This is a genomic window from Amycolatopsis australiensis (assembly GCF_900119165.1).
In the GTDB taxonomy this organism is placed as follows: domain Bacteria; phylum Actinomycetota; class Actinomycetes; order Mycobacteriales; family Pseudonocardiaceae; genus Amycolatopsis; species Amycolatopsis australiensis.
In genome coordinates this window covers 8,295,521-8,312,970 of the sequence record NZ_FPJG01000006.1, presented here as the reverse complement: position 1 = coordinate 8,312,970, position 17,450 = coordinate 8,295,521, and the positions used below count along the sequence as shown (strand labels likewise).

19 protein-coding genes are annotated in these 17,450 nt (G+C 71.7%); 7 read left to right on the top strand and 12 right to left on the bottom strand.

Annotation, left to right across the window (positions count from 1 at the left end):
• Positions 1-21 precede the first annotated feature (21 nt).
• From BT341_RS39675 to BT341_RS39620, 12 genes are all read right to left on the bottom strand, one after another.
• Entirely contained in the window at positions 22-582 is a 561-nt protein-coding gene (locus BT341_RS39675) for a hypothetical protein (protein ID WP_072481115.1), read from the bottom strand.
• Positions 579-1,094 (bottom strand): hypothetical protein, encoded by a 516-nt coding sequence (locus tag BT341_RS39670; protein ID WP_245805253.1) that lies wholly within the window; start codon positions 1,092-1,094, stop codon positions 579-581. Before BT341_RS39670 ends, BT341_RS39675 begins: the two co-directional genes overlap by 4 nt.
• Entirely contained in the window at positions 1,079-2,284 is a 1,206-nt protein-coding gene (locus BT341_RS39665) for an MCE family protein (RefSeq protein ID WP_072481114.1), read from the bottom strand. The genes BT341_RS39670 and BT341_RS39665 overlap by 16 nt, the downstream gene beginning before the upstream one ends.
• Positions 2,284-3,363 carry an MCE family protein gene (locus tag BT341_RS39660; protein WP_072481113.1) on the bottom strand — a complete coding sequence of 360 codons (1,080 nt, stop codon included), beginning with the start codon at positions 3,361-3,363 and terminating at the stop codon, positions 2,284-2,286. The genes BT341_RS39665 and BT341_RS39660 overlap by 1 nt, the downstream gene beginning before the upstream one ends.
• Positions 3,360-4,367 carry an MCE family protein gene (locus BT341_RS39655; protein ID WP_072481112.1) on the bottom strand — a complete coding sequence of 336 codons (1,008 nt, stop codon included), beginning with the start codon at positions 4,365-4,367 and terminating at the stop codon, positions 3,360-3,362. Before BT341_RS39655 ends, BT341_RS39660 begins: the two co-directional genes overlap by 4 nt.
• The gene (locus BT341_RS39650) at positions 4,364-5,356 is read right to left on the bottom strand and encodes an MCE family protein (protein WP_072482430.1); all 993 of its coding nucleotides are present in this window, start codon (positions 5,354-5,356) and stop codon (positions 4,364-4,366) included. The genes BT341_RS39655 and BT341_RS39650 overlap by 4 nt, the downstream gene beginning before the upstream one ends.
• Positions 5,353-6,360, bottom strand: a complete 1,008-nt coding sequence (locus tag BT341_RS39645) for an MCE family protein (RefSeq protein WP_072481111.1) — start codon at positions 6,358-6,360, stop codon at positions 5,353-5,355. The genes BT341_RS39650 and BT341_RS39645 overlap by 4 nt, the downstream gene beginning before the upstream one ends.
• A complete protein-coding gene (locus tag BT341_RS39640; protein ID WP_072481110.1) occupies positions 6,357-7,637 on the bottom strand; it encodes an MCE family protein in 1,281 nt (426 codons plus the stop codon). Before BT341_RS39640 ends, BT341_RS39645 begins: the two co-directional genes overlap by 4 nt.
• Complete coding sequence (locus BT341_RS39635; protein WP_072481109.1) at positions 7,634-8,479, bottom strand: MlaE family ABC transporter permease; 846 nt, start codon at positions 8,477-8,479, stop codon at positions 7,634-7,636. Before BT341_RS39635 ends, BT341_RS39640 begins: the two co-directional genes overlap by 4 nt.
• Position 8,480: 1 nt before the next feature.
• On the bottom strand, positions 8,481-9,275 hold the full coding sequence (locus BT341_RS39630; protein ID WP_072481108.1) for an MlaE family ABC transporter permease: 795 nt from the start codon (positions 9,273-9,275) through the stop codon (positions 8,481-8,483).
• Positions 9,276-9,591: 316 nt separating this feature from the next.
• Positions 9,592-10,584, bottom strand: a complete 993-nt coding sequence (locus BT341_RS39625) for an LLM class flavin-dependent oxidoreductase (RefSeq protein ID WP_218177820.1) — start codon at positions 10,582-10,584, stop codon at positions 9,592-9,594.
• A 172-nt stretch (positions 10,585-10,756) separates the two neighbouring features.
• The gene (locus tag BT341_RS39620) at positions 10,757-12,871 is read right to left on the bottom strand and encodes a HelD family protein (RefSeq protein ID WP_072481106.1); all 2,115 of its coding nucleotides are present in this window, start codon (positions 12,869-12,871) and stop codon (positions 10,757-10,759) included.
• 123 nt (positions 12,872-12,994) lie between these two features.
• On the opposite strand from BT341_RS39620, the gene rsmD reads away from it, so the two are divergent.
• From rsmD to rnc, 7 genes are all read left to right on the top strand, one after another.
• On the top strand, positions 12,995-13,555 hold the full coding sequence (rsmD, locus tag BT341_RS39615; protein ID WP_177329006.1) for a 16S rRNA (guanine(966)-N(2))-methyltransferase RsmD: 561 nt from the start codon (positions 12,995-12,997) through the stop codon (positions 13,553-13,555).
• A 43-nt stretch (positions 13,556-13,598) separates the two neighbouring features.
• Complete coding sequence (gene coaD / locus BT341_RS39610; RefSeq protein ID WP_072481104.1) at positions 13,599-14,084, top strand: pantetheine-phosphate adenylyltransferase; 486 nt, start codon at positions 13,599-13,601, stop codon at positions 14,082-14,084.
• Between the two features lie 111 nt (positions 14,085-14,195).
• Positions 14,196-14,894, top strand: a complete 699-nt coding sequence (locus tag BT341_RS39605) for a ribonuclease domain-containing protein (protein ID WP_072481103.1) — start codon at positions 14,196-14,198, stop codon at positions 14,892-14,894.
• 116 nt (positions 14,895-15,010) lie between these two features.
• Positions 15,011-15,739, top strand: coding sequence for a DivIVA domain-containing protein (locus BT341_RS39600; RefSeq protein ID WP_072481102.1), 729 nt, complete (start codon positions 15,011-15,013; stop codon positions 15,737-15,739).
• Between the two features lie 78 nt (positions 15,740-15,817).
• Positions 15,818-16,420: a YceD family protein gene (locus BT341_RS39595; protein WP_072481101.1), complete on the top strand. Its 603-nt coding sequence runs from the start codon at positions 15,818-15,820 to the stop codon at positions 16,418-16,420.
• A 72-nt stretch (positions 16,421-16,492) separates the two neighbouring features.
• Entirely contained in the window at positions 16,493-16,675 is a 183-nt protein-coding gene (rpmF, locus tag BT341_RS39590) for a 50S ribosomal protein L32 (protein WP_003090635.1), read from the top strand.
• A gap of 13 nt (positions 16,676-16,688) precedes the next feature.
• Entirely contained in the window at positions 16,689-17,429 is a 741-nt protein-coding gene (rnc, locus tag BT341_RS39585) for a ribonuclease III (RefSeq protein WP_177329005.1), read from the top strand.
• Positions 17,430-17,450 lie beyond the last annotated feature (21 nt).

Genomic DNA, 17,450 nt, shown 5'->3' with positions numbered 1-17,450 from the left:
TGCAGCGGTGGAAAAACGGGATCAGCGAGGTGTGAGCCCGGTGATTTTCCAGGCATTGCCCTCGCGTTCCGCGGTCACCGAAAGCTGGGCGGCCGCGGAACTGCTGGAATTGTTGTCCGCGCGCGTGGCCGACTGGTCGAGGAACACGAGCAGCCGGGCCCGGCCGTCGCGGACCTCCTGAACGGCCGAAGACGTCACCCGGGTCGTCAGCACCAGTTTCTGGGCCGGTGCCTTTTCTTTCACCTGGGCGAACAGCCGGTCGTAGGTGGTGCGGGCGTCGCCGCGCAGGACGTCCCGCGCGGCCTGCGCGGTGACGTCGGTCCGGTCGTAGGAGTAGGAGAAGATCCGGTTGAGGGCCAGCGTCACCGCCGAGTTCACCTCGGCGGTGGCCCCGACGTCGGTCAGCGCGCGGTTGGCCGCGGCCGGGTCGTCCGCCGCCGACCGCGCCGCGACGGTGAACACCACACCCGCGGCGGCCAGCAGCACCGACACGGCGACGAGCAGCGGCAGGAGCAACCGGCGGCGCCGCGGTCCGGCCGTCTCGATGATGACCTCGGCTTCTTCTTCCGTCGCGGTGCTCATCGGGCGCCCACCGGCAGCTCGTCGAGCGCGCTGAGCTTCCAGCCGCTCGCGGTCCGGGTGAGGCCCGCGGCGAACCGGTTGCGCTTGGTCGCCGGGGCCACGCCCTCCTTCAGCGCGGTGATCTCGACCGACGCCAGCAGCTTCGCGGTCCCGGCATGCTCGTCCAGCTCGCTCACCGCCGCGTCCAGGACCTTGCCGGTGGACACCGTCGCGTCCTGGGTGAGCGTCTTCTTCGTGGCGTCGTCGGTGTGGGCCAGCCGGTCGTGCAGCGGTCCGGTCGTCGCGTCGAGCCACTGCGCGAGCCCCTGGTCGAGCCGGTGGTAGTCGAGGCTGCACAGGCGGGCGACCAGCTCGCGGCCACTGGCCAGTGCCTCGTCGCGCGCGGTGCCGTAGGTGCGTGCCTCGCTGTGCGCCGCCCGGTACCAGCCGATCGCCGACCAGCCGGCGAAGGCCGCGGTGACGACCACGGCGAGCACCGCCGCCCGCAGCGGCCACTTCACTTTCCCAGCCACAGCATCTCCTCGAGGGTCGGGGACACCGCCAGGCCGGGCGACGCGCTGAGCGGGGCGCCACCGGAGCCGGGGACCGCGGCCGGCGGCACCGGCAGGTGCGGCAGGTGCTGCGAGCCGCGCACCGACGACGCGTCGCCCGGCTCCAGCGTGCAGGACGCGCCGGTGTTGAACGGCAGCGGCGAGGTGTCCGTGCTGGGCCGGTACCGCGTGCTCTCGTACCCGGCCCGGCAGGGGAGCGGGTCGTAGAAGGTCAGGGCCAGCCCCAGGTTGGCCTGGTCGTGGGCGAAGACGGTCGAGGTCGCCGCGACCGCCTTCGGCGTCTGGACCAGCAGCTGCTCCAGCGGGCCGGTGCGGGCCTGGAACACCTGCGCGGTGGTGAGCAGGTTGGCCAGCAGGACCGGCAGCCCCGGGGTGTTCTCGCGCAGCAGCGAGCCCAGCTCGGACGCGGCGGGCGGCGCGGCGGCGATCAGCCGGCGCAGGTCACCGTCCGAAGAGGACAGCTGCGCGGCGAAGAGCTTGGCGTTGCTCGTGAACGACCGCCAGTCGGCGGAGGAGCCGAGCTGGGTGCGCAGCACGGTCGAGCCGTCGTCGATCAGCTTCGCCGTCTGCGGCAGGTTGGCCGCGGCGTCCCTGGTGAACGACGTCGCCGTGTCCAGCAGGACCTGCAGGTCGGGGCCGGTGCCGCGCAGCGCGTCGTCCAGCTCGTCGACGACCGTGCGCAGATCGCCGGTCGGCACGGACGCGGTCAGCGAGTCGAGGTCGCCGAGCAGGTGCTGCACCGGCATCGGCAGCGTCGTCTTCTCGCGCGGGATGACCGAGCCGGCGTTCAGGTACGGGCCGTCGGCGGTGCGCGGCTGCAGGTCGACGTACTGCTCGCCGACGGCGGACCGGTTGGCCACGACGGCCTGCGCGTTCGCCGGGATCGGCGGCGCGGAGCCGTCGATGACGAGGTCCGCTTCCATCCCGGACGGTGTCAGCCGGAGTTCGCCGATCCGCCCGACGGCGACACCGCGGTAGGTGACCTCGCCGCCGGTGAAGATGCCGCCGCCTTCGGCGAGTTCCAGCTGCACCGTGTACCCGCCGCCGAAGAGCCGGCCGATCCCGGCGTAGTTCGCGCCCACGAACGCGACGGTGACCAGCGAGATCACTACGAACGCGAGGACCTGGACGCGGATCCGGGTGGTGAGCATCAGCGGCCTCCCGGCGTCGTGACCTGGCCGGTCGAGGGCAGCGGCAGGGTCGGCAGGCCCGGCGGGGTGCCTTCGCCGGGCGGCGGCAGCGTCACGCCGGGAGCCGGGATCACCGACGCGTAGACGTTGAGGTAGTCGCCCTTGATCGCCGGGATGACCGCGTCGGTGTACGGGAAGGACGGCAGGATTTCCAGTGCCTTCGGCAGCGACGCGCCGGCGTCGGCGAGCCGGTGCAGGATCGGGGCGAGCGCCCGCAGGTCGGCGACGAGGTCGTCCTTGCTCTTGTGGATGACGTCGGTGGCGACGCCGGAGAGGTCGTCGAGCGACTGGAGCATGGCCACGAGCTGGCTGCGCTGGTCGGTCAGCGTGCGCAGGCCCGGCGTGAGATCGGTGAGCGCGCCGGAGACCTGCTTGTCCCGGTCGGCGAGTGTCGTCGCCAGCCGGTTGACGCCGTCGAGCGCGGCGGTGATGTCCTGGCGGTGCGCGTCCAGGTCGGTGGCGAGGGTGTCGACGCCGGAGAGGAACGACCGGATCTGGCTCTCGTTGCCGGTCATCACCCGCGACAGCTCGCGGTTGATCGTCTGCAGCTGGCCGATGCCGCCGCCGTTGAGCAGCAGCGACAACGCGCCGAAGACCTCTTCGAACTCCGGGTTCCGGTTGGTGCGCGACACCGGGATCACGGCGTTGTCGGCGAGTTTTTCCTTCGCCTGGCCGCCTTCCGGCGCGGCCAGCTCGACGAACTTCTCGCCGAGCAGGCTGGACTGGCGCAGCCGCGCGACGGCGTCGGCGGGCAGGACGACGTCGCCGTTGACCTCGACGACGGCCTCGGCGGTCCAGCCGTCCGTCCCGAGCCGGATGGCCTGCACGCGCCCGACCGGGACGTCGCCGACCTTGACCGCGGCCTGCGGCACGAGGTCGAGGACGTCGGCGAACTGGACGGTGACGTGGTACGGGTGGTCGCCTACGTCGGCACCGCCGGGCAGCGGCAGGTCGTAGACGCCCTTGAATTCCCCCGAACAGGCGGTCAGCACCAGGCAGCAGCCCATGGCCAACGTGGTGACGCGTCGCAGTCCTTTCATCGGCCGCCCACCTCGTTCGTGTAGATCGATCCGGTCACCGGCAGCGGCAGGTAGTCGAGCAGGTCGGTGCGGCTCTGCAGGGCGCCGGTGGCGGGGTCGATCGTCCGGAGCAGGTTGGTCTCGGCCAGCGGCACGGTCTCGAGGGTCTCGGCCAGCGACGCGCGCTGGTCGACGAGCGTCTGCGTGGTCACCGCCAGCTTGTCCACATTGGACTTTATGAGCGCCCGGTTGTCCTTGAGGAACCCCTGGATGTCCCCGAGCGCGGTGCCGAGCGAGCGCAACGCCGAAGCCAGTTCGTCGCGGTTGGCCGACAGCGTGCCCGACACCGACGAGAGCTGCTGGTTGACCTTGGCCACCTGGTCGTCGTTGGCGGCGAGCATGCTGGTGAACCGCTGCAGCTCCCGTACCGTGGTGAACAGGTCGCCGGAGTTGCCGGAGAGGGTTCTGGCCAGCTCGGCGAGCTGCCGGACCGAGTCGTTGAACGCCGTCCCGTTGCCCCGCAGGTTCCGCGCGCCGGTGGTGAGCAGGTCCGACAGGGCGCCGTTCTTGTTCGCGCCGTCCGGGCCGAGCGCTTTGGTCAGCGTGTCGAGGCTGGCGTACAGCTGGTCCAGCTCGACCGGGGTCGCGCTGCGGTCCACGCCGATCGTGGCGTTGTCCGCCAGCCGTGGCCCGCCGCGGGCCGGCTTGGCGAACTGGACGTACCGGTCGGCGACCACGCTGGGGGCGATGACGACGACGCCGGTGTCGGCGGCGATCGGCGCGGAGCCGTCGTAGGTGAGCGTCACCTCGACCTGCTCGCCGCGCGGGGTCACCGACTCGACCTGCCCGATCCGGACGCCGAGCAGCCGGACGTCGGACCCGCTGTAGACGCCGACCGCGCGGGAGAAGAACACGGTCGCGCGGTCGAGGCCGCTGCCGGAGAACAGCCACCACAACGCGGCCACGACGACGAGCGCGAGCAGGATCGCCGCGGCGAGGAACCGGTAGGTGCGGGTGGTGGTCACTTCGGGACTCCCGACTGCTTCGGCGGGACACACGGGTCGCGGTTCTCGGGCAGCAGCCCGCAGAGGTAGGCGTCGAGCCAGCGGCCGTTGCCGAGCGCGTTGTTCGCCAGCCGGAAGTACGGCCCGGCGGCGGCCAGGCTCTTCGCCAGGTTGGCGTTCTGCCGCGACAGCAGGTCGGTGACGGTGTTCAGCTGGCTCAGCGCGGGCTGCAGCTGCCCGGTGTTGTCGGCGACCAGGCCGGAGAGCTGGGTGGCCAGGGCCTGCGCGCCGGTCAGCAGGTCGTGGATGGCCTGCCGGCGCCGGTCGAGCTCGCCGAGCAGCAGGTTGCCGTCGGAGAGCAGCTGCTCGAAGTCCTCGTTGGAGTTCGCCAGCGTCGTGGTGATCTTGCGGGCGTTGGCGAGCAGGCCGGCGAGCTGGTCGTCGCGGGAGGACACCGTCTTCGACAGCGCGGACAGGCCGTCGAGCGCGGTGCGGACGTGGGCCGGGGCGTTGCGGAAGGTGTCGCTGATCGCGGTGAAGCTGTCCGCGAGCTGCCGGGTGTCGATCGAGCCCGCCGTGTTCGCCAGGCCGTTGAACGCCTCCGTGACGTCGTACGGGGTCACCGTCCGGTCGCGCGGGATCGGCCGGTCCGGGTCCTGCACGCCGTCGCCGGTGGGTTTGAGGGCGAGGAACTTGCGGCCCAGCAACGTCTTGATCCGGATCTCCGCCGACGTCCGGTCGCCGACCCAGGCGTTCTTGACGCGGAAGGTGACGAGCACGTGGTCGTCGGCCAGCCGGACGTCGCGCACCTCGCCGACCTTGATGCCGGCCACGCGGACCTCGTCGTCGGGCTGCAGCCCGGCCGCCTCCGAGAACTCGGCGCGGTAGGTGGTCCCGCCGCCGACGATCGGCAGGTCGTCGTAGTTGAACGTCACGGTCAGCAGCGCGGCGAGCACGACGCTGCCGGCGGCGCCGAGGGCGAGCGGGTTGCGTTCCTTGAAGGACTTCACGAGCCGCACCTCTCCGCGGTGACCGGCGTCCCGCGCGGCGGCGTGGCTTGCAGGGTCGCGCTGCACAGGTAGAAGTTCATCCACGAGCCGTAGGAGCTGATGCGCCCGAGCCCGGTCAGCTTCTCCGGCAGGGTGCCCAGCGTCTGTTCCAGGCCGGGCAGGGTGCCGGGGTCCGCGAGGTTCTTCGTGACGCGGTCGAGCCCGGCGATGCTGTCCTGCAACGGCGTCCGCGCGTCGCCGAGCAGGCCCGCGGTCGCCGTGGACAGGTCGCCGAGGCCGCCGATCGCGTCGCCGATCGCGGTGCGGTCCGCGGCCAGCCCGGAGACCAGCTCCCGCAGGGTCGAGATCAACGTCGTCAGCGCGGTTCCCTTGCTGTTCACCGTGCCGAGCACGTGGTTGAGGTTGGTGATCACCTCGCCGATCAGCCGGTCGCGGCTCGCCAGCGTCGAGGTCAGCGAGCCGGTGTGCGCGAGCAGCTCGTCGACCGTGCCGCCTTCCCCTTGCAGCACCTGCACGATCTCGCCGGAGAGCTGGTTGACGTCGGTGGGCGACAGCGCCTGGAACAGCGGCTTGAAGCCGTTGAACAGGTCGGTCAGGTCGAGCGCCGGCGTGGTGCGGCTCAGCGGGATCTCGCCGCCCGGCGGAAGCGTGCCCGGCGCGCCGGCCCCGCGCTGCAGGGCGATGTAGCGCTGCCCGACCATGTTGCGGTACTTGATGACCGCGCCGACGTCGGCGGGCAGCTGACGGCCCGCGTCGAGGGAGAACCGGACGTGGGCGAGGCTGTGGTCCGCGATCGCCAGCTCCTCGACCTGCCCCACCCGCACCCCGGAGATGCGCACGTCGTCGCCGACGTTGAGCGACGTCGCGTCGATGAAGGTGGCGCCGTAGAGGTCGGTCCGGCCGACGCCGGTGTTGGCGATGGACACGGCCAGCAACACGGTCGCTGCCGTGGTGACCAGGATGAAGATCAGGCTCTTGACCAGCGGGGCGGCGAACTTCCTCACTTCAGCGTCACCTCCGTGCCGCGGTAGAGCGGGCCGACGAGCACGCTGCTCCAGTCCGCGACCTGCCCGGTGGGCACGCCGAGCTGCGGCGCGAGGATCGTGGCGAGCAGTTCGCGTTCCTGCGGCGAGTTCGCGACGCCGAGGTCGTCGCGCGCGCCGGTCAGCAGCGGGTGCCGGGACGTGCCCGGCGCGGCCGCGGCGGTGCCGGTCGTCGGGGCGACGCCGCTGGGGTAGCAGCGCGGGCCGTCGCCGGTGGCGGGGTACATCGGGTCGTCCTCGCCGGGCACGTACTTGCCGCGTGACTGGGTCACGGTGACCTGCGCGTGCATGCCGGGCCGGCCGGTGCCCTTGCCCAGCGCCTTGTCGACCGGCTCGCGCAGGGCGTCCATCGCTTCGAGCGTGCACGGGAAACTCGGCGAGTACCGGGCCGCGACCTCCAGGGCCGCGCGGCTGTCGGCCGACAGGGCGATGATGGTGTTCTCGTTGCGGCTCAGGAACTCCCCGACCTCGCCCGCGGAGTCGCCCACCTGCTGGTAGACGGTGGCGAGCCGGGCCGTCTGGTCGTGGACGGTGTTCAGCGTGACGGCCGAGTCGGTGAGCGCGTCGAGCAGATCCGGGGCGATGTCGCCGTACAGCCGGGAGACCGACGCGAGGTCCTGGACGTCCTTCGTGAGCGCCGGCAGCTGCGGGTCGAAGTCCTTGAGGTAGTCCGCCGCGGTGGACAGCGTCTCGCCGATCTGGGTGCCGCGGCCCTGCAGCGCGGTGGCGACCGCGGTCAGCGTCGTCGCGAGCTTCTGCGGCTGGACGGCCTTGAGCAGCGGCAGCAGGTCGTCGAAGACCCGGTCCAGCTCGATCGCGTTCGCCGACCGGTCCTGCTCGATGACGTCGCCGGCGGCCAGGTGCGGTGCGGTACCGGCACCGTCCGGAACGGACAGCTGGACGTACCGCTCGCCGAAGAGCGTCTTCGGCACGAGCAACGCCGAAACGGTGCGCGGCAGCATGGTCACCTTGTCCGGCTGGAGAGCAAGCGCTATCTCGGCGCCCTGCGGGGTGGCCCGGACCGCGCGGATCTCCCCGACGAGCACGCCGCGGGCCTTGACCTGCCCGCCCGCCTGCAGCTGGTTGCCGATGCGGTTCGCCTTCAGCGTCACCGGGACCGTGCTGACGAAGTCCTTGTCGTACACCTTGATCGAGAGCGTCACGAGCACGCCCATCACCACCAGGAACAGCACGCCGGCGGTGCGGATCCCGGCCTTGCGGCGGGTCTCGCGCCTCATCCCGCCACCTGCACGGTCGTCGTCGCGCCCCAGATCGCCAGCGACAGGAAGAAGTCGAGCACGCTGATCGCGACGATCGCGGTGCGCACCGCGCGGCCGACCGCCACGCCGACCCCGGCGGGGCCGCCGCTCGCGCGGAAGCCGTAGTAGCAGTGCGCCAGCACCACGACGACGCTGAAGACGAGGACCTTCCCGAACGACCACAGCACGTCGCCGGGCGGGAGGAACAGCAGGAAGTAGTGGTCGTAGGTGCCGGCGGACTGGCCGAAGAACCACACGGTGACCTGCCGCGAGGCGAGGTAGCTCGACAGCAGCCCGATCGCGTAGAGCGGGATGACGGCGAGGAACCCGGCGATCACCCGCGTCGTCACCAGGTACGGGACGCTGGGGATGCCCATGACCTCCAGCGCGTCGATCTCCTCGGAGATCCGCATCGCGCCCAGCTGCGCGGTGAACCCGCAGCCGACGGTGGCGCTCAGGGCGAGCCCGCTGACCAGCGGCGCGATCTCGCGGGTGTTGAAGTAGGCGGAGACGAACCCGGCGAACGCCGACGTGCCGACCTGGTTGAGGGCGGAGTAGCCCTGCAGGCCGACGACCGTGCCGGTGGCCACGGTCATCCCGATCATCACGCCGATCGTGCCGCCGATGACGGCGAGCGCGCCGCTGCCGAAGCTGACCTCGGCCAGCAGGCGCGTGATCTCGCGCAGGTAGCGGTGCACGGCCCGGGGCGCCCAGGCGATGGCGCGGAGGAAGAAGAGGATCTGGTCGCCGAGCGTGTCGAGGAAGCCGAAGCGGCGGTCGACGGCTTCGCGGACTCTCGCGGCGGGGGTCGTGGTCACCATCTCAGCTCCCCTTGGGCGGCACGAGCTGCAGGTACACGGTGGTGAGCACCAGGTTCAGCACGAACAGCAGCAGGAACGTGATGACCACGGACTGGTTGACCGCGTCGCCGACGCCCTTGGGGCCGCCGCGCGGGTTGAGCCCCCGGTAGGCGGCCACGACCCCGGCGACGAACCCGAAGATGACGGCCTTGATCTCGCTGATCCACAGGTCGGGCAGCTGCGCGAGGGCCGAGAAGCTGGCCAGGTACGCGCCCGGCGTCCCGTGCTGCATGATCACGTTGAAGAAGTAGCCGCCGAGCACCCCGACGACGCTGACCATGCCGTTGAGGAAGACGGCGACCCCCATGGCGGCCAGCACCCGCGGCACGATCAGCCGCTGGACGGGCGAGACGCCGAGCACCTCCATGGCGTCGATCTCTTCGCGGATGGTCCGCGACCCGAGATCGGCGCAGACCGCGCTTCCGCCGGCGCCGGCGATGAGCAACGCGGTGACGATGGGGCTGGCCTGCTGGATGATCGCGAGGACGCTGGCCGCGCCGGTGAACGACTGCGCGCCGATCTGCGTGGTCAGCGACCCGATGTGCAGCGCGATCACCGCGCCGAACGGGATGGACACCAGCGCCGTCGGCAGGATCGAGACGCTCGCGATGAACCAGAACTGCTGGATCAGCTCACGCAGCTGGAACGGGCGGCGGAAGGTCAGCCGGACGACGTCGAGCCCGAGCCCGTAGAGCCGTCCGGTCTGCCGCAGCGCGGCGGCCCCGGGAAACGACGCCGTCGTCGTCCGTGCGGCCATTCGCATGCCTCCCCAGCGGTTTCGCCGGCACGCCGAATACACCCGAGGTGAGCAAAGGGAAATGGTCCGAACGGGGTAACAAATGTCGGCCATTCACGGTCCCGGGAGCCACCGTGCCGTTTCCTACTGGTCGGTACGCTAACGACGGGCCTGCTGGGAGACAAGAACTTGCGCGGGATCACGCGGTCACGGGCTGGTAACCGCGCATTTCTTGTCCGGCGCTGACAAATGCCCCGGATCTTGTTGTCAGCGGAGGAAAAGAAATTCCCGACCCGGTGGACGGAATCGCGTATTCCCGCCCACCGGGTTTTCCGGGTCAGGACTTGAGGCCGGCCACCAGCTCGTAGCTGCGGACGCGGTCGGCGTGGCCGTGCACCATCGTGGTGATCATCAGCTCGTCCGCGCCCGTGTCGGCCAGCAGCCGCTCGAGTCCCTTGTGGACGGTCTCCGGCGAGCCGATGATGCTCGAGCCGAACCGCTCGGCCAGGAAGGCCCGGTCCATCTCCGTGTACGGGTACTCGGCCGCCTCCTCCGGGGTCGGCAGCGCGATCGGCCGGCCGCGGCGCAGGCTGAGGAACGTCAGGCCGGACGGCCCGGCGAGGAACCGGGCGCGCTCGTCGGTCTCGGCGGCGACCACCGACACGCCGAGCATCACGTACGGCTCGTCGAGCACCCCGGGCCGGAAGTTCTCCCGGTAGAGCTGCACGGCCGGGATGGTGTTCTCGGCCGCGAAGTGGTGCGCGAAGGAGAACGGCAGCCCGAGCCGCCCGGCGAGCTGGGCGCTGAAGCCGCTGGAGCCCAGCAGCCAGATCGGCGGCTGGTTGCCCTCGGCGACCACCGCGTTCACCCCGCGGGCCTCGGAGTGGGTGAAATAGCCGATCAGCTCCTGCAGGTTCTCCGGGAAGTTCTCCGCGGACAGGCCGCCGGGCCCGCGCAGTGCCAGCGCCGTCCGCTGGTCGGTGCCCGGCGCCCGGCCGATGCCGAGGTCGATCCGGCCCGGGTGGAAGGCCTCCAGGGTGCCGAACTGCTCGGCGACCACCAGCGGCGCGTGGTTGGGCAGCATGATCCCGCCGGAGCCGACGCGGATGCGCTCGGTCGCGTCGGCGACGTGCCCGATCAGCACGACCGTCGCCGAGCTGGCGATGCCGGGCATGTTGTGGTGCTCGGCCAGCCAGTAGCGGTGGTAGCCCAGCCGTTCCGCGGCGCGGGCGAGGTCCAGGGTGTTGCGCAGCGTCTCGCCGACGGTCGTCCCCTCCGACACGGGGGACAGGTCGAGAACGGACAGCGGCACGTCAGGCAGTGAGCTCACGCCCTGGTGCAACGCGCGGGCGGTCCCGTTGCTTCCCGCGCCGCCGTGACGCGCTTCACCGCGAGCCCGGCACCGTGGGCGGCAACCGGGTGACGTGACCGAAACGGGCCCGGGGCAGCCGCTCGGGCAGGTCGTGGCCCACCATGAGCCGGGCTGACACCGAGCCCGGCCGTCAGCCCGCCGGAAGCCAGTCCGGGTTCGAGGCCAGCACGATCAGCTGCTGCGTCGCGCGGGTCAGCGCGACGTAGAGCACCCGCCGTCCCGTCGTCGACTCGCGAATCAGGTCCACTGGTTCCACCAGCACCACCGCGTCGTACTCCAGGCCCTTGGAGTCCAGGCTGCCGACGACCTTGAGCCGCTCGTCGGCCTGGCCCGCCAGCCAGCCCGCGACCTCCGGCACCCGGTCCATCGCCGTGATGACGCCGACCGTGCCCTCGACCGCGCCCAGCAGCTCCTTCACCGCCGCCTGCGTCGCGGACGCCAGCCCCGCCGCCTCCACCGGGCGGACCTCCGGCGCCACGCCCGTCCGGCGCACCGCCACCGGCAGCTCGTCCGCCTTCGCGTGCCCGGCGACCACCTTCGCCGCCAGGTCGAAGATCTCCGCCGAGTTGCGGTAGTTCGTGCGCAGCGTGTACCGCCGCCGGGCCGTCTTGACGCCGAACGCCTGGTCACGCGCCGAAGCCGCCTCCGCCGGGTCCGGCCACGAGCTCTGCACCGGGTCGCCGACGACCGTCCAGCTCGCGTACTTGCCGCGCCTGCCGACCATCCGCCACTGCATCGGCGAGAGGTCCTGCGACTCGTCGACGACCACGTGCGAGTACTCGTCGTAGTGCTCGGGCCGGGTCGGGGCGCCGCCGGACCGCTCCGGCTCCACCTCGATCACCTGCCGCCGCTTGCGCTTCGGCGGCGGCCCGATCAGCACGCGCAGCTCGTCCAGCAGCGCCACGTCCGCGATCGACCAGCCGCGGGACCGGTCCGCGAAGTCCGCGGCCAGCATCGAAATCTCCTGCCGGTTCAGCACGCCCTTCGCCGCCGACGCCAGCCGCTTCTCGTCGCCCAGCCACTTCAGGATCTGGGCCGGGTACAGCACCGGCCACCACACGACCAGGAACCGGTGGAAGTCGATCCTTTCCCCCAGATCGGTGATCAGCTCGGCCCGGTCGAGCTGCCGGCCGTCGTCCTTCGCGTGCTCCTCGGCCTTCGCCGCCAGCGCGTCGAGCAGCAGCTCGGCCGCCCGGATCCGCGACCGGTTGGGCGGCGCGCCCTGCGTGTGCGCCTTGCGGCGGACCTTTTCCAGCTCGCGTGCCGACAGCTTGAGCACCTCGCCGCGGTAGACGATCCGCATCTCCTCCGGCGCCTCGGGCGGCGTGTCGCGCAGCGCCCGCAGCAGCACCTTCCGCATCCGCAGCGAGCCCTTGACGGCGGCGAGCGGCGCCGCGTCCTGCCGGGTCGCCTCCAGGCCGTCGAGGACCTCGCCGAGCGCGCGCAGCTCGACGTTCGTCTCACCCATCGAGGGCAGGACCCGCGAGATGTAGCTGGTGAACACCCCCGAAGGCCCGATCACGAGCACGCCCGCCCCGCCGAGCTGACGGCGGTAGCGGTAGAGGAGGTACGCGGCGCGGTGCAGCGCGACGGCGGTCTTGCCGGTGCCCGGCCCGCCGGTGATCTCGGTGACCCCGCGCCAAGGCGCCCGGATCACCTCGTCCTGCTCCTTCTGGATGGTCGCGACGATGTCGCGCATCTTCTCGCCGCGCGAGCGCCCCAGCGCGGCCATCAGCGCGCCTTCGCCGACGATCCGCATGTCCTCGGGGACGGCGTCGGCCATCAGGACGTCGTCGTCGACGTCGAGCACGTTCTGGCCCGAGCAGCGGATCACGCGCCGCCGCACGACGTCCATCGGCTCCTCGGCCGTGGCCTGGTAGAACGCGGCCGCGGCGGGCGCGCGCCAGTCGGTGACGAGGTTGTCGAACTCGGCGTCGCGGATGCCGAGGCGGCCGACGTACACGCGCTCGGTGTCGAGGTGGTCGAGCCTGCCGAAGACCAGGCCCTCGTACTCGGCGTCGAGCGTCTGGAGCGTCTGGTTGGCGTGGTAGACCATCATGTCGCGCTCGAACAGCATCGACGCCTGCTCGAAGATCGCCTCGCGCTGCGCGCCCTGGCCGATTTCGTAGCCCTTCGTGCGCATGGCCTCGGCCTGGGCCCGCAGTTCGTCCAGACGGGTGTACACGCGATCGACGTGGGCTTGTTCGATGGCGATCTCGGCCCGTCTGACCCGAGGTTCCGACACGCATGGCTCCTTGACAGCTCTGGATCGCCTCCGAGGGCGAAGAACGACTCTACGCGTTGGGTCCGGCGGCGACACCCGTGTCCCGGTCATCAGTGCCGTGCGTCATCCCCGCACAATCGGGGGGTGACCAGGATCGTGGCCGGGACGGCGGGCGGGCGGCGGCTGAAGGTGCCGCCGAAGGGCACCCGGCCGACGTCCGAGCGCGTGCGGGAAGCCCTGTTCAACGCCCTGGAGACGGCCGGCGAGCTGGACGGCGCCCGCGTCCTGGACCTCTACGCGGGCTCCGGTGCGCTCGGCCTCGAAGCCCTCTCCCGCGGCGCGGCCGACGCCCTGTTCGTCGAGGCGGACCGGCGTGCCGTCGACGTCCTGCGCGGCAACGTCGCGGCCTTGGGCCTGGGCGGCACGGTCCGCGCCGGGCAGGTCGAGACGGTGGTCGCCGCGCCCGCGCCCGCCGCGTTCGACCTGGTGCTGGCCGATCCGCCGTACGCCGTGGACGCGGCCGCGCTGGGGTCGGTGCTCGCGGCGCTGGCCGCGGGCGGCTGGCTGGGCGGGAGCGCGCTGGTCGTGATCGAGCGCGCGGCCCGCGACGGCGCGCCCGACTGGCCTCCCGGCTTCACGCCGGCGCGCGAGAAGAAGTACGGCGACACCGCGGTCTTCTGGGCGGAGTACACGCCTGTGGCGTGAGCCACGCGGCGGAAACCGGGTGCGGCACGGTAGCGTCCGCGCCATGCGGCGTGCGGTCTGTCCCGGTTCCTACGATCCGGCCACCAACGGCCACCTCGACATCATCGAGCGGGCCGGCCGGCTGTTCGACGAGGTCGTCGTCGCGGTCGGGGTGAACCGGAGCAAGAAGGGCCTCTTCGAGATCGAAGAGCGCCTGGAGATGCTGCGCGAGATCACCGCGAAGCTGCCGAACGTGCGGGTCGACTCGTGGGAGGGCCTGCTCGTCGACTACTGCCGCGACCACGACATCGCGGCGATCGCCAAGGGCCTGCGCTCGGTCAGCGACTTCGACTACGAGCTGCAGATGGCGCAGATGAACCGCGAGCTCACCGGCGTCGAGACGCTGCTGATGGCGAACAACCCGGCGTACGGGTTCGTGTCCAGCTCGCTGGTCAAGGAGGTCGCGGCGCTCGGCGGCGACATCGAGCACCTCGTGCCGCCGATCGTCTACCAGCGGCTGTCGGCGAAGTTCCCGAAGCTCGGCCGCTGACGTCCGGTTCCCGTCCTTCGGCTCCCTCCGTTCGTCGGGACTTGCGCGCCGGCGGCCCCGAGGTCACGTGCTCGTCTTCTGACGACCATCCGATCGGGTTACGGTCCGAAAATGACCAACTACCGATCACGCCTGGTCGCTGTCCTCTTCGCGCTCCTGGCCACGTTGTTCACGGGTGTCACCGCCGCCGAAGCGGTCGCGGATTCACCCGCCGTCGCCGCGCAGAACGCCTGCGGGAACCTGTCCGGGTTCACGCACACGACGCTCCCGGCGCTGCCGGCCGAAGCGACGACGACGTACGACCTGATCCAGCAGGGCGGCCCGTTCCCGTACCCGCGCAACGACGGGGTCGTCTTCGACAACCGGGAGGGCGTCCTCCCGGCGTGCGCGCCGGGCTACTACCACGAGTACACGGTGCCGACGCCCGGCTCGAGCACCCGCGGCACGCGGCGCATCGTGACCGGCTCCGGCCGCGAGTACTTCTACACCGGCGACCACTACGCCACCTTCCAGGTGATCGACGTGCCCGGCGGCCCGGCGCACGCCTGCGGCGACCTGTCCGGCCTGGCGAAGATCGGCTACTCGCAGCTGTCGTCGGCCGCGAAGACCGCGGTGGACGACGTCCGCGACGGCACCGCCACCGGCACGACGTACCAGAACCGCGAAGGCGTCCTCCCGGCGTGCGCGCCGGGGTACTACACGCTGTTCGCCGTCGGCACGAACGACCGGGTCATCTCCGGCAAGGCGGGCGAGCTGGCCTACACGCCGGACCGCTACGTCACCTTCGAGCGGATCGACCTCGGCGCCTGACCTCCGGCGACGGCGGCCGGGCGTCCACCGGGGGACACGCCCGGCGCCGGTCGCCTTCACCGCTTCGGCGGGAAAACCGGGCAGACTGGTCCCAGCGACAGGGGATTGGAGTTGCCGTGTACCGGGTTTTCGAGGCGCTCGACGAGCTCGTCACCATCGTCGAAGAGGCGCGCGGCGTCCCGATGACGTCCAGCTGCGTGGTGCCCCGCGGCGACGTGCTGGAGCTCCTCGACGACGTCCGCGACGCGCTGCCCGCCGAGGTCGACGACGCGCAGGACGTGCTCGACAAGCGCGACGACATCCTCCACGCCGCCCGCAAGGAGGCGAGCGAGACCGTCGCCGGCGCGAACGCCGAGGCCGAGCGGGCGATCGCGGAAGCCACCGACGAAGCCGAGCGCATCCTGGCCGACGCGCGCGCCCGTGCCGAGCAGATGCTCGCCGACGCGCACGACCAGGCCGACCGCACGGTCGCCGCCGGCCAGGCCGAGTACCAGAACCTCACCGAGCGCTCCCGCGCCGAGTCCGAGCGCATGATCCAGGCCGGCCGCGACGCCTACGACCGCGCGATCGAGGACGGCCGCGCCGAGCAGGCCCGGCTGGTGGCGCAGACCGAGGTCGTCCAGGCGGCGCACGCGGAGTCGGCGCGCATCGTCGACGAGGCCCACGCGGAGGCCGACCGCCAGCGCGCGGACTGCGACGCCTACGTCGACGGCAAGCTGGCGGAGTTCTCGGAGCTGCTGGCGACGACGCTGCGGACGGTCGACTCGGGCCGCAACCACCTGCGCTCCCCGGCGAACCTCCCGGGTGGCGGCGGCCGCCCGACGCTCTACGACTACCAGGTGTGACGAGTCTCTCGGCCGTCCCGTCCGCCGCACGCCGTCCCAGCTCAACAGCGGTGGCGCACCGTGCGTACCCTGGACGGGATGTCCGAGAACAAGACCCCCCAGCTCGACGACCGCAGCCCGTGGGTGATCGACACCCGTGAGCTCGGCCGTCACGCCGGCCTCAGCCGCGCCGTCCGGCGCAGCGTGCCGGTGGAGACGCCGCTCGGCGTCCCCGACGTCATCACCATCGAAGCCGGCTCCGAGCTGGAACTCGACCTGCTCCTCGAGTCCGTCGTCGAAGGCGTGCTGGTCAGCGGCACCGCCACGGCCACGGCGAAGGGCACGTGCGCCCGCTGCCTCGATCCGCTGACCGAAGAGGTCGAGGTCGAGGTCCAGGAGCTGTTCGCCTACCCGGGGTCGGCCACGGAGGAGACCACCGAGGAGGACGAGATCCCGCGGCTGGTCGACGACCGGATCGACCTCGAGCCGATCGTGCGCGACGCCGTCGTGCTCGCCCTGCCGCTGGCGCCGTTGTGCACCGAGGACTGCGCCGGGCTGTGCTCGGAGTGCGGTGTCAAGTGGGCCGATCTCGAGCCCGGACACGGGCATGAGAAGATAGACCCTCGGTGGGCCGCACTCGTGGAGCGATTCGACGAGAACGCGGGCGAAAAGCCTGCGCCGGGCCCCGCTGAGCAAGCCTGACGAGCGCCAGCTCGTTCCGGAGGAAAGTTCGCTCGCACGACCGCGAGCAGACCGTCATAAGGAGATCTACTCGTGGCCGTCCCGAAGCGGAAGATGTCGCGATCCAACACGCGCTCCCGCCGCAGCCAGTGGAAGGCGGCTCCGGTGCAGCTGGTGCCCTGCTCCAACCGCGCCTGCAAGCAGCCGAAGCTCCAGCACGTCGCGTGCCCGTCGTGCGGCCAGCACAACGGCCGCCAGGTCGTCGAGCCCGCCTGATCGGGTAGCCGACATGGGGGGCAAGACGCCCGGGGGACCCGCAGCCGATCCGGCGCCGTTGCTCGAAGCGCTCGGGGTCACCTTGGGCCCCGAGCTGCTCCGGCTTTCGCTGACCCACCGTTCGTACGCGTACGAAAACGGGGGTCTGCCGCCGAACGAGCGGCTGGAGTTCCTCGGTGACGCCGTGCTGAGCCTCGTCGTCACCGATCACCTGTACACCACGCACCCGGACCTGCCCGAAGGTCAGCTCGCGAAGCTCCGCGCCAGCGTCGTCAACATGCACGCGCTGGCGCGGGTCGCCCGCGGGCTCGGCGAGGGCGGGCTCGGGGCGCACCTGCTGCTCGGCAAGGGCGAAGAGCTCACCGGCGGCCGGGACAAGGCGAGCATCCTCGCCGACGGCCTGGAAGCCGTCATCGGCGCCGTCTACATCGAGCACGGCATCGAGATCGCCCGCAAGCTCGTGCACCACCTCTTCGACGGCCTGCTCGCCGAAGCGCCGTTGCGCGGTGCCGGGCTCGACTGGAAGACGAGCCTCCAGGAGCTGACCGCGTCGGCCGGTCTCGGCGTGCCCGAGTACAAGGTCGAGGACACCGGACCGGACCACCGCAAGGAGTTCACGGCCACGGTGCTCGTCGCCGGCCGCGGCCTCGGCCACGGCACCGGTTCGACCAAGAAGGAAGCCGAGCAGAAGGCCGCCGAGACGGCCTGGCGTTCGCTGTCGGCCGAGCTCGAGGTCCAAAAGCCGGAGTCCTGATCAGCGGGAACCTTCGTTGAC